Origin of the sequence: Paraburkholderia sp. RL18-085-BIA-A (assembly GCF_046027075.1) — a bacterium.
Classification (GTDB): domain Bacteria; phylum Pseudomonadota; class Gammaproteobacteria; order Burkholderiales; family Burkholderiaceae; genus Paraburkholderia.
Genome location: NZ_JARESU010000203.1, coordinates 1 through 11,172 on the forward strand (window position 1 = coordinate 1; position 11,172 = coordinate 11,172).

Genomic DNA, 11,172 nt, shown 5'->3' on the forward strand with positions numbered 1-11,172 from the left:
TGGTTTATGTCAAATTGCATAGGATTGCCAATAATATTACACCGCCGATGAATTCCGTAATGTTGTTCCCGCCATCCCGGGCACGGCAAGGCGTCGATACTAACGAAAGAACAAGTCCCGCTCCACGTGTTGCGCACAAAACTGTTCCGCCAAGACGCAAGGCACACGGTTTTATAACCCGATCGGCAGCAGCTCCGCACACTGGGTGACCATGGTGCGTGGCTGAACAGACTTACGCTGAGAATGAGGCCAGTTTTTTGCAAATGGACGAATCCTTCGCGAGGCGGCGTCGGCGACCGGCCTTCTGGCATGGGCAAGCGAGATCGCCTCGCTTGCCCTGCCGGGCAGTCTGGAAAGCTGGCTTTAACGTTGTAACGTACAGAATTGCGGCAGACAGTTAGTTGCGTTTGAATCTAGTACTATCCGTCCGAATGGTGAGCTTTTGCGGGATTGAAAAGCTGCGGCAAACGCGCGGGAGTAAGTTAGCCGTCAGAGTTTCTTAGATCCTTACGCTTTAGATCCTTACGCTTTAGGTTTTTAACGCTCCCATCTCTTACTGCGACACAACCCTCAAGCGGTCCAGAATGCGCGCGTAATCGCGGGGCGTATCCATATCGACCGTGAAGCGATCGTGCGCGGCCTCGTGGACGAAGACCTCATCGGGATGCTCGGCGATCAGTTTCCGGCATCCAGGGTTCACGTGGCCGCTTATCACCTCCGGCGCGTAACTCGCGGAAAACACCACCGGATTGCCGCGCTGCCCGTTGAACACCGGAAGCAGAATCGAGCCGCGCGGCATCGCGGCGAAAGCATCGATCAGCTCGCGGTAGTCGGCTGCCTCGAGCAACACCTGGTCTGCGAGGCAGACCATCACGGCATTGCACGGCGCGCCCAGCGCGGCAACGCCGGCAGCAACCGACGTCATCTGCCCTTCCTCATAGCGCGGGTTGCTCTGGAACGTGACTGGCAAGCCGTCGAGCGCCTCCATGACGGCGCGCCCCTTGAAGCCGGTCACCACCACGATTTCCTCGGGCTGCGCCTCGACAAGCGCGTTCACCGTGCACCTGATCGCCGGCTGCCCGCCGACCGGCAACAGCAGCTTGTGCTGCCCCTGCATCCTCGATGACAGGCCAGCTGCAAGCACAACCGCTGAAAATGTGGGCGCGTGTTGCGGTTCGGCCGCCTTCCACGGGTCGCTCATGTCTTCTCCCGCTGCGCCGCCTCTTTTGCGATCGCCAGATATTTATCCGGGGCGCTGTCGAACTCGATCTTGCAGCCGTCGCAGCAGAAATAGAAGCGCTGCCCACCGTAGTCGACGGCATGCATGGCCGACGCGACATCGATCGCCATGCCGCATACCGGGTTCACATAGCGCATGCGGGGCGCCTCTACCAATGCCATCGATTCGCACGGCGGTAAAACCGGCACCGCTTCGCCACCGGCAAGTTGCGAAGCGCACGCGTCGGCTGCTGCCTGCTCAAGTTCGCGCCGCAGCGTCACCAGACCGGCGACGGCGCCCAACGCGATTTCCTGCGGTGTATGAGCGTGGATAGCCGGGCCAGCAGGTGCATGCAGCGCCGCAAGCCGATCCGGCGCGATGCCGCGCACGCGCATCGCCTCACGCAACTTGTCGGCCTTGCGTTGACTGGCCACCAGCAACACCGCTGCCGCGTTGCTGCGCAATGCGGCTTCGAGCGCGTCTTCGTCGCTGTCGCCCTGGGTCGCCACCAGGATCAACTGCGGCTCGACCGTGTTGAACGCCAGCGCATCGAAACCCTGGATGACCCGCCGCAAGCCGAGCGCCGCAAACGGCGCGGTCACGTTCGCGGCGGCGCAGACGCGCAACCCGACTCGTTGCGCCAGCACGCAGGCTTCGAGCGCAGTGGGTGTCGAGCCCAGCACGAGTACGAATGGCGCGGGCAAGGTCGGCTGGATGAAAAGCTCGATTGCACCATTGCTTGCACACGGCATCGCGTGCGCCTCGACATCCGCTTCCGGCAGCGCGGGCTCGTTGCTGATGCGAACGCGCTTCGGCTGTCCCGAGCGGATCGCCTGTTGCGCGGCCTGAATCACGATCGCCCGCGAACACCCGCCGCCAATCCAGCCATGTATCGCGCCGTCGCCTTCGACTAGCGCCTGCGCGCCCACCCACGCGGACGTGGGCGGCGCGGCGCGAATCACCGTGACGACGGCAAACGGCTGTGCCTGCTCGATCAGCCGTTGTTCGAGTTGCAGCAGCGTATCGGCGGTGTTCATTGCAGCACCGACAGGACTTGGGGCAGCACGCGCTCGAGACTCGCGAGGTCGCGTGCGCCTGCCAGCAAATCGACATAGGGCAGTGCCGCCTGCATGCCGGCGCTCGCCGGCGTGAAATCGGCGCTGCTTGCAAGCGGGTTGAGCCAGACCAGACAACGGCAGCGCCGCCGGATCGCCGCAAGCGCCTGTTGCAAACGCTCGGGTTCGCCCGCGTCGTAGCCGTCGCTGACGACTACGACGGCGGTCCGCGAGTGCAGCAGCTTCGCGGCGTGCTGCTGATTGAATTCGCCGAGACTGTCGCCGATACGCGTGCCGCCGGCCCATCCCGCCGAAAGGAGTTGCAGGCGCTCCTGCGAACGCCACGGGTCTGGATCGCGCAACGCCTGGGCGACGCCCACCAGCCGCGTATGAAAGATGAACGAATGCACGTCGGACACCCGCGCGCTCAATACGCGCGCAAGCCGCAGATAGAAAAAACTGTACAGGCTCATCGACCGGCTGACGTCCAGCAGCAGCACAATGCGCGGACGCACGCGCCGTTTGCGCCGCCACCCGAGTTCGAGCGGCAGCCCGCCGCGCGAGACGCTGCGGCGGATCGTCCATGCCATGTCGACGACGCGGCCGGCACTCGCGCGGCGTTCACGCCGGGTCTGGATGCCTTGGAGACGCAGCGCGAAACGGCGGATCGCTTCGTCGATTGCGAACAGTTCGTCAGGCTGATTGAGGTGGCGGAAGTCCGCATGCGTAAGCGCGGCCTCCTCTGCGGATGCGCCCTGCTCGGCCGCGCCGCCATTTACGGATGAAGGATCGCCGCCGCGCCCGGCCAGCGACAACGGTATGCCCTCGTTCGCATCGCGCTGACAGCCTGCGCTGTCGCGCTCGATCCGGCCCGCGCCGCCGGCACGCGCTTCAACCAGCTTGCGGCGATTCGGCACGAAGAAATACACATCGAACAGTTCGTCGAAGCGCCGCCATTCTTCGGCGCGGGAGCACAACAGTGCGCGCAGGCTCCAGCGCAGCACCAGGCTGTCCAGTTGCCCCATGCGCTGCGCGACCTCCATCGATGCGGTGATGTCGCTGCTCGTCACATGAAAACCGTTGGCGCGCAGCCAGCCGGCAAACCCGGCATAGCGGGCAGCGAGTGCCTTTTCGAGGCTCGGCGGCGGTGCGCGGCCAGCGGCGCAGTCGATTCCGGTCAACATGCGGCCACCAGCTTTTCGACGACCGGCCGTGTCAGGCCGGCCTGGTCCTCACGCGTTTTGACGAGTGCCGCCAGCGAATCCATGATCCGCTCGACACCGTCCTCATCGATCGTGCTGACGCCGAGGCGCAGCAATGCGGCGACCCAGTCGAGCGTTTCGGCAAGCCCGGGTTTTTTGCGCAGATCCATCTGCCTGACCGACTGCACGAACTCCACCACCTGGCGCGCCAGTTTCTCCGGCACCTCCGGCACCTGGATGCGCACGATCAGCAGTTCCTTTTCGAAGCCCGGATAGTCGACGTACTGATACAGACACCGGCGGCGCAGCGCATCGGAAATCTCACGGGTGCCGTTCGAAGTCAAAATAACGAAAGGCCGCTCGGCGGCGCGTATTACGCCCAATTCCGGAATCGACATCTGGAAGTCGGATAGCAACTCCAGCAAGTAGGCTTCAAACGCTTCATCCGTCCGGTCGATTTCATCGATCAGCAGCACGGGTGCCGGTGTCGCGGTGATGGCTTCCAGCAGCGGCCGTTTGAGCAGATAACGCTCGGAGAAAATATCCTGCTCCTTGTCGGGAATCGGCCGGTCGTCCTGCTCCAGCAGTTTGATCGCGAGCAACTGGTGCTGATAGTTCCATTCGTATAGCGCGGAGTGCGCATCGAGACCTTCGTAGCACTGCAGCCGGATCAGACGCGTATCCAGCAGCCGCGCAAGCGCTTTGGCGACCTCCGTCTTGCCGACGCCGGCCTCGCCTTCCAGCAGTAGAGGCCGCCGCATTTCCATCGTCAGCAGCAAGGTGGCGGCAAAGCTGCGCTCGGCGACGAAGCCATGGCGCTCCAGCCGCTTCTGCAAGTCAACGACGTCGTTCATGCGGTCGGTCGTCATCGCCACCCCGGACCTCAAGCGGTCTTGTGGGAGAAAAGCCCGCGCAGCCATTCGCGAAAAACGGCCCATGCGAGAGCCAGCCCGTTCAGCTCGGAACGTGGTGCCTCGGCCTCCTCCGGCGCGGCGGGAACCCCCGTCGTCTGTTGCGCCTGCAACGTCTGCAGACGCGCGGCGAAGTTGGCGACAAACTGTTTGAGCATCTGGTCCGCCACCGGGCCCATCAAGCGCGCACCCAGCGCCGCGGCCTTGCCGCTCATCGTCACTTCGCTCCTGCCGGTCAGCTCGCAGGTCTCGCCTGTTGCCTGCACGGCGGCGACAAGATCCATCGACGCCGCCGAGCTTCCCGTCGTATCCGCACCCTTGCCGACCAGGTTCAGGCTGCGCGCCGCGCTATCGAGATTCACCACCTCGATATTGCCTTTGAACGACATCGTGGCCGGCCCGAGCCGCACCGTGATCGTCCCTTTGTAATGCGTGTCGTCGACGCGTTCGGTAACCTTCGCGCCCGGCATGCACCCGGCGACGGCTTCGATGTTCTGCATCAGCTGCCACGCGTGGTCCGCTGGGGCGGCCAGCGGAAATACCTTTTCGAGTACGACTTTCATCGGATCATCCTTTACGTGCCGGGCTCGCCGAATGGCTTTTCACTGCCGTGAAAGCCCGAGTTCGCGGCATTGCTGCCAGACGCGATACGCGTTATGCGGCATGTTCATGTGCGTGACGCCGAGATGCGCGAACGCATCGACCATCGCCGCCGTGAAACACGGAATCGATCCGACGTGCGGCGATTCGGCGACACCCTTTGCTCCAATCGGATGGTGCGGTGACGGGGTCACCGTGAAATCGGTCTCCCAATGAGGTGTTTCAACCGAAGTGGGCACGAAGTAATCGAGCAGCGTGCCGCCCAGCAGATTCCCAGCTTCGTCGTACGGCAGCTCCTGACCCAGCGCCACCGCGAATCCTTCGGTCAAGCCGCCGTGGATCTGCCCTTCGATGATCATCGGATTGATGCGCGTGCCGCAGTCGTCGAGCGCGTAGAAGCGGCGCACGCGCGTTTCGCCGGTGTAGCGATTTACGTCGAGCACGCAGACGTATGCGCCAAACGGGAACGTGAAGTTGGGCGGATCGTAGTAATCGACGGCTTCCAGCCCCATCTCCATGCCTTCCGGCACATTGTTGTACGCGGCCCAGGCCACTTCCTTGACAGTCTTGAACTGTTCGGGCGATCCCTTGAGCACGAAGCGGTCGAGATCGAACTCGACATCGCCCGGGCTGGCTTCGAGCAGATGCGCGGCGATCTGCCGTGCTTTCTCGCGAATCTTGCGCGACGCCCGGGCCACCGCGGCGCCCGCGACCGGCGTGGAACGCGAACCATAGGTGCCGAGTCCATACGGCGCCGTGGACGTATCGCCTTCCTCGACTGCAATCACCGACGCGGGAATGCCGGCCTCGGACGCGATGATCTGCGCATAGGTGGTTTGATGGCCCTGCCCCTGCGTGATCGTGCCCATTCGCGCAATGGCCGAACCGTCGGGATGCACGCGGATCTCGCATGAATCGAACATGCCGACGCCGAGGATGTCGCACATTTTCGACGGCCCCGCGCCGACGATCTCAGTGAAGTTCACGACGCCAATGCCCATCAGCCATTCGGCGTCCGGATCGGCGCGGCGTGCGGCCTGCTCGGCGCGCAGCGCCGGATAGTCGACAGCGGCCAGCACTTTCTTCAATGCAGGTTCGTAATCGCCCGAATCGTATTCGAGCCCGAGTGGCGTCGTGTACGGAAACTGATCCTTGCGGATGAAATTGCGCAGACGTATTTCGGCCTTGTCGATGCCGAGCTTTTGCGCGAGCACGTCGATCATCCGCTCGATCAGATAGACCGCCTCCGTCACTCTGAACGAGCAGCGGTAGGCGACGCCGCCCGGAAACTTGTTGGTATAGACACCGTCGACCGACACGAACGCATTCGGTATCGCGTACGAACCGGTGCAGACGTGGAACATGCCTGCCGGCCATTTGGTCGGATCGGCGCACGCATCGAACGCGCCGTGATCGGCCGTGACGTGCACGCGCAGTGCCTTGATGCGGCCGTCGCTGTCCGCGGCAAGCTCGCCCGTCATGTGATAGTCGCGCGCAAAGGCCGTGGTGCTCAGGTTTTCGGCGCGCGACTCGATCCACTTGACGGGCCGCCCCAGCACGATCGACGCGACGATCGACGTGACATATCCCGGATACACACCGACCTTGTTGCCGAAGCCGCCGCCGATGTCCGGCGAAACGATGCGGATTTTCGACTCCGGAATCGCCGACAGCAGTCCGACCACCGTGCGTACGACATGCGGCGCCTGCGACGTGATGTACACCGTCAGATCGCCGCGGGCCTTGTCGAACGAGGCGACGCAGCCGCACGTTTCCAGCGGACAGGGGTGCACACGCGGATACAGCATGTCCTGCGTGACCGTAACATCCGCATTGTCGAATACCCGGTCGGTTTTGTCCTTGTCGCCGATGTTCCACGTAAAAATGTGATTCGGGTGCCTGCGCACACCGTGCGCGCCCGCTTGCTTGTCGCAGATGTCCTCGCGAATCACCGGTGCATCGGGAGCCAGCGCGGCAAGCGGATCGATCAGCACGGGCAGTTCCTCGTACTCGACTTCCACCAGTTCCGCCGCGTCGGCTGCCACATAGCGGTCGTCAGCGACGACGAACGCAACTTCCTGATTCTGGAAGCAGACCTTCTCATCGGCCAGCACCGCTTGCACGTCGCCAGCGAGCGTCGGCATCCAGTGAAGCTTCAGCGGCTTCAGATCGTCGGCGGTCAGCACCCCGTGCACGCCCGGATGCGCCAGCGCGCGCGACTTGTCGATCTTCTTCACGCGGGCATGCGCGTACGGGCTGCGCACCATCACGCCGAACAGCATGCCGGGCATCTTGACGTCGTCGACGTAGGTTCCTTTGCCCTGAACGAAGCGCGGATCCTCGCGGCGCTTGCGCGAGCAGCCCATGCCTTCCAGCGCGGCAAGACGATCGAGATTGGCATCGAGATTTCCCATCACCTTCTCCCGGTCGTCAGTGCGCGTCCGCTGCCATCAGCGGATGCGAGGTTTCAACCGTTTCGCCGCGCAGCTTGCGCGCCGCGTACTGCACGGCTTTCACGATGTTCTGATAACCCGTGCAGCGGCACAGATTGCCCGCCATCCAGTAGCGGATGTCCTCTTCGCTCGGCTCGGGGTTTTCCTGTAATAGGCGGTACGCCCGCATCAGCATGCCGGGCGTGCAGAAGCCGCATTGCAGGCCGTGTTCCTGGATGAAGCCTTCCTGCAGCGCATGCAGTTCGCCGCCTTGCGCGAGGCCTTCGACGGTCAGCACTTGCGCGCCCTCGGCCTGCACCGTGAGCATCGTGCAGGATTTGACCGACATGCCGTCGAAGTCGACCGTGCAAGCGCCGCAATGCGACGTCTCGCATCCGATGTGCGGACCGGTGTGCAAGCATTTTTCGCGCAGCGTATGGATCAGCAATTCGCGCGGCTCGACCACCACGTCCGTCTCCTTGCCGTTCAGCTTGAACGACACCATGACCTTCTTGTTCATGCCGTGTTCTCCCAGGTTCTGTTTTCAGTGTGCTGCCCGCGAATATGCAATGCTCAACGCCCGCCGCGTCATTTCGCCCGCCATTGCCGTCTTGTACTCGACGTCCCCGCGCAGATCGGCCACCGGCTCGCACGCCGCCATCGCAAGACGCGCGGCTTCGGCAATCGCCTGCTGGTCGAGCGGCTTGCCGCGCAGCCCCTGCTCGGCGTCCGTCGCCCGGATTGCCGTCTGCGCAACATTCGTCAGCGCAATCCGCACGTCGCCGACGCTCGCGCCCGTCATGCGCAGCGTCACGGCCGCCGCCGCGGTCGCGAAGTCGCCGGTCTTGCGTTTGAGCTTCGCGTAGCAATAGCCGGTGCCCTCCGCCGGCACCGGAATGCGTATCTCCGTCATGATTTCCCCGGCTTCGAGCAGCGTCGTATAAGTGCCGAGAAAGAATCCGTCAGCCGGTACGACGCGCGAGCCGCGTTCGCTCAACAGAACGAACGAAGCATCGAGCGCGATCATCAGCGCCGGGTGATCGTTGCCCGGATCGCCATGCGACAGGTCGCCGCCCAGCGTCCCCCGATAGCGCACCTGCGGGTCCGCAATCTGGCGCGCACCTTCGACGATCAACGGACAACGGGTCTGCAGCAGTTCGGACCAGATCAACTCGTTCTCGGTCGTCATTGCGCCGATGCGGATCTCGTTGTCCGCTTCGGCGATACCCTTGAGCTCCGCGAGCTTGCCCAGGTCGATCAAATGGCCGGGTTCGGCAAAGCGCAGCTTCATCATCGGCAGCAGACTGTGGCCGCCGGCAAGCAGCTTCGCCGCGTCGCCATGCTCGGTGAGCAGCGCGATGGCCTCCGGCAAAGTCCTTGGAACGTGATATTCGAATGGACGGGGGATCACACTGGCCTCCTTGTTGTCAGCGGCCTACGAACTGGCGCGTCATCGGACTTCAATCGAGCATTTCACAGTACGATGCAACAATTCAACGCGATTTCTCGAACGGTGGCGGGTGCGCGCCAATCGCCGGAAAACCGGCTTGAAATGGGCACATGGCGAACGCGGGCCGTTGCCGCTGCGGCAACGCACCAGGAGCGCTGGCACGGCACTTCGATCCGGACCCCGGATGAACCGGCGCATTCGCAGGCTGCTTGCCGCGCCTGTCATGCCGTCGTCCGGTAAGGCTTGAACATCCACTGGCACTACAATTTCAGTACACAGCGCAGCAATTCAACGCTGCTTCCTCAATGGCGGTTTGGTTGCGCGAACCGCCCGAAAACTTGCGTGAATCTGGGAAAAGACATAAAACGAAGAACAATCGCTTGAGAGCGTGGACGGCCCCCGTCGATGGCCCGATAAGGCAGGAGACCTTGCATGAAACCGCTTGAACACGCCGTTCTGGCTCCCGAGCCGCGCCGCAGCGAAACGTTTCAGCACAAGCTCGAACAGTTCAATCCGGGGGTGGTCTGGCTCGACACGGAAGGACACGTCACTGCGTTTAACGACGTCGCGCTGCAAATACTGGGGCCGGCGGGCGAGCAATCGCTGGGCGTCACGCAGGACAAGCTGTTTGGCATCGACGTGGTGCAGTTGCACCCGGAAAAGAGCCGCGACAAGCTGCGTTTTCTGCTGCAATCGCGGGACGCAGGCGGTTGCCCGGTGAAGTCGCCGCCGCCGGTTGCCATGATGATCAACATCCCCGACCGGATCCTGATGATCAAGGTCTCCAGGATGGCGGATATGCACGGGACCTGCGGCACCTGCATGATCTTCTACGATGTCACCGATCTGACGACCGAACCGTCCGCGCAGCTGTTGGCCGGCAACAACGCGTCGCCGCGGCGTCTCTTCAAGATTCCCGTCTATCGGAAGAACCGGGTGATCCTGATCGATCTCAAGGACATCGTCCGCTTCCAGGGGGACGGCCACTACACGACGATCGTCACGAAGGACGACCGCTACCTCTCCAATCTTTCGCTGGCCGATCTCGAGTTACGGCTCGACAACAGCATTTACCTGCGAGTCCACCGCAGCCATATCGTCAGCCTTCCGTATGCGGTCGAGCTGGTCAAATCGGACGAAAGCGTCAATCTCGTCATGGACGACGTCGAGCGGACCCTCGTGCCGGTCAGCCGGTCGAAAACCGCGCAGCTGAAGGAACTGCTCGGGGTGGTCTGACACGCGGGCAAATGCGTGCGTCCTCAACCGGTTTGGTCAGCTTGCGCCCTGCCACTTTAGCTCGAAGATGCTGTCGATTTCCACCGGGATGCCCATTGGCAACGTGTACACGCCAAGTGCGCTGCGCGCCGGCAGCTTGTCCGCCCCGAAAAATGCCTGCAGAAGATCGCTGGCGCCGTTCGCTACCTGCGGATGCTGTGTAAACGATTGATCCGCGCGCACATAGACCGTCAACCGGCTGCACCTTTCGATGTTGTCCAGCCCGCAGGCCTGATTGACGCAAGCCAGAATCATCAGCATGGTCAGGCGCGCCGCGTGCCGTGCATCCTCAAGCGAGACATCCACGCCGACGGTCCCCACGATCGGCTTGCCGTTTTCGAACGGCCCAAGTCCGGAGACGTACAACTGCTTTCCCGATACCGAAACGGTCCGATACGAACCGAGTTGGTTGACCGGCGTGGGCAATGGTTTTGTCGCATTAAGGCGTTGAGATAAGATTCGCGTCCAAACATGGATGAAGACCAAGATGGCCAACACGAAGAAGACGGCGCGCACGACGTTGCCACCGGGTATTGGTAAGGTGCTGAAGCGACTTCACCATCCACTGGACGTGATTCTGCTGTGCGTACGCTGGTACGTGGCCTACTCGCTGAGCCTGCGCAACCTCGAGGAAATGATGGCTGAGCGCGGTTTGGAGGTCGATCATTCGAGCGTGCACCGCTGGGTGATCAAGCTCGTACCGTTGTTCGAAAAGGCGTTTCGCAAACACAAACGCCCAGTTGGCAAAAGCTGGAGGATGGACGAGACCTACGTCAAGGTCAGAGGCCAATGGAAATATCTGTACCGCGCCGTTGACAAGGCCGGGAACACGGTCGACTTCCTCCTGCGCGCGCATCGTGACAAGGCCGCTGCCCGCCGCTACTTCGAGAAGGCGATTGACCGGAACGGCGAACCCGAGACGATTACGGTGGATAAGAGCGGCGCCAATCTGGCCGCGCTAGAAGCGCTCAACGCGGATCGGTCAACACCGATCAAGGTCCGACAGAGCAAGTACCTGAACAACGTCG

The 11,172-nt window shown here is 62.7% G+C and carries 11 protein-coding genes; 2 read left to right on the forward strand and 9 right to left on the reverse strand.

Annotated elements, in window-relative coordinates; all coding sequences use genetic code 11:
- Nucleotides 1-553: 553 nt before the first annotated feature.
- The 8 genes from P0D89_RS47960 to P0D89_RS47995 are packed head-to-tail and all read right to left on the reverse strand — an operon-like array spanning nucleotide 554 to nucleotide 8,830.
- A complete protein-coding gene (locus P0D89_RS47960) occupies nucleotides 554-1,201 on the reverse strand; it encodes a nucleotidyltransferase family protein (RefSeq protein WP_408369349.1) in 648 nt (215 codons plus the stop codon).
- Nucleotides 1,198-2,256, reverse strand: a complete 1,059-nt coding sequence (locus P0D89_RS47965) for an XdhC family protein (protein ID WP_408369347.1) — start codon at nucleotides 2,254-2,256, stop codon at nucleotides 1,198-1,200. Before P0D89_RS47965 ends, P0D89_RS47960 begins: the two co-directional genes overlap by 4 nt.
- Complete coding sequence (locus P0D89_RS47970; RefSeq protein WP_408369345.1) at nucleotides 2,253-3,458, reverse strand: vWA domain-containing protein; 1,206 nt, start codon at nucleotides 3,456-3,458, stop codon at nucleotides 2,253-2,255. The genes P0D89_RS47965 and P0D89_RS47970 overlap by 4 nt, the downstream gene beginning before the upstream one ends.
- Nucleotides 3,452-4,345: an AAA family ATPase gene (locus tag P0D89_RS47975; protein WP_408369343.1), complete on the reverse strand. Its 894-nt coding sequence runs from the start codon at nucleotides 4,343-4,345 to the stop codon at nucleotides 3,452-3,454. The genes P0D89_RS47970 and P0D89_RS47975 overlap by 7 nt, the downstream gene beginning before the upstream one ends.
- A 14-nt stretch (nucleotides 4,346-4,359) precedes the next feature.
- Nucleotides 4,360-4,950, reverse strand: a complete 591-nt coding sequence (locus P0D89_RS47980) for an SRPBCC family protein (RefSeq protein ID WP_408369341.1) — start codon at nucleotides 4,948-4,950, stop codon at nucleotides 4,360-4,362.
- Nucleotides 4,951-4,989: 39 nt separating this feature from the next.
- Nucleotides 4,990-7,401 (reverse strand): aerobic carbon-monoxide dehydrogenase large subunit, encoded by a 2,412-nt coding sequence (locus tag P0D89_RS47985; RefSeq protein ID WP_408369339.1) that lies wholly within the window; start codon nucleotides 7,399-7,401, stop codon nucleotides 4,990-4,992.
- Between the two features lie 16 nt (nucleotides 7,402-7,417).
- Nucleotides 7,418-7,939, reverse strand: coding sequence for a (2Fe-2S)-binding protein (locus P0D89_RS47990; protein ID WP_408369337.1), 522 nt, complete (start codon nucleotides 7,937-7,939; stop codon nucleotides 7,418-7,420).
- 24 nt (nucleotides 7,940-7,963) lie between these two features.
- Nucleotides 7,964-8,830, reverse strand: a complete 867-nt coding sequence (locus tag P0D89_RS47995; RefSeq protein WP_408369335.1) for an FAD binding domain-containing protein — start codon at nucleotides 8,828-8,830, stop codon at nucleotides 7,964-7,966.
- Nucleotides 8,831-9,301: 471 nt separating this feature from the next.
- Here P0D89_RS47995 and P0D89_RS48000 point away from each other — a divergent pair, with 471 nt between their 5' ends.
- Nucleotides 9,302-10,105, forward strand: coding sequence for a LytTR family transcriptional regulator DNA-binding domain-containing protein (locus P0D89_RS48000; RefSeq protein WP_408369333.1), 804 nt, complete (start codon nucleotides 9,302-9,304; stop codon nucleotides 10,103-10,105).
- A 36-nt stretch (nucleotides 10,106-10,141) separates the two neighbouring features.
- On the opposite strand, the gene P0D89_RS48005 is transcribed toward P0D89_RS48000, so the two are convergent.
- Nucleotides 10,142-10,603 carry a RidA family protein gene (locus P0D89_RS48005; RefSeq protein WP_408369351.1) on the reverse strand — a complete coding sequence of 154 codons (462 nt, stop codon included), beginning with the start codon at nucleotides 10,601-10,603 and terminating at the stop codon, nucleotides 10,142-10,144.
- 28 nt (nucleotides 10,604-10,631) lie between these two features.
- Between P0D89_RS48005 and P0D89_RS48010 the strand changes: the two genes are divergently transcribed.
- A partial coding sequence (locus P0D89_RS48010) for an IS6 family transposase (protein WP_408369331.1) occupies nucleotides 10,632-11,172 on the forward strand: 541 nt, incomplete at its 3' end.

Bases quoted from the DNA above. Each gene is read 5' to 3' on its own strand.
- P0D89_RS47985 (WP_408369339.1), bottom strand. From the start codon at position 7,401: ATGGGAAATCTCGATGCCAATCTCGATCGTCTTGCCGCGCTGGAAGGC.
- P0D89_RS47980 (WP_408369341.1), bottom strand. From the start codon at position 4,950: ATGAAAGTCGTACTCGAAAAGGTATTTCCGCTGGCCGCCCCAGCGGAC.
- P0D89_RS47990 (WP_408369337.1), bottom strand. From the start codon at position 7,939: ATGAACAAGAAGGTCATGGTGTCGTTCAAGCTGAACGGCAAGGAGACG.
- P0D89_RS48000 (WP_408369333.1), top strand. From the start codon at position 9,302: ATGAAACCGCTTGAACACGCCGTTCTGGCTCCCGAGCCGCGCCGCAGC.
- P0D89_RS47965 (WP_408369347.1), bottom strand. From the start codon at position 2,256: ATGAACACCGCCGATACGCTGCTGCAACTCGAACAACGGCTGATCGAG.
- P0D89_RS47970 (WP_408369345.1), bottom strand. From the start codon at position 3,458: ATGTTGACCGGAATCGACTGCGCCGCTGGCCGCGCACCGCCGCCGAGC.
- P0D89_RS47975 (WP_408369343.1), bottom strand. From the start codon at position 4,345: ATGACGACCGACCGCATGAACGACGTCGTTGACTTGCAGAAGCGGCTG.
- P0D89_RS47960 (WP_408369349.1), bottom strand. From the start codon at position 1,201: ATGAGCGACCCGTGGAAGGCGGCCGAACCGCAACACGCGCCCACATTT.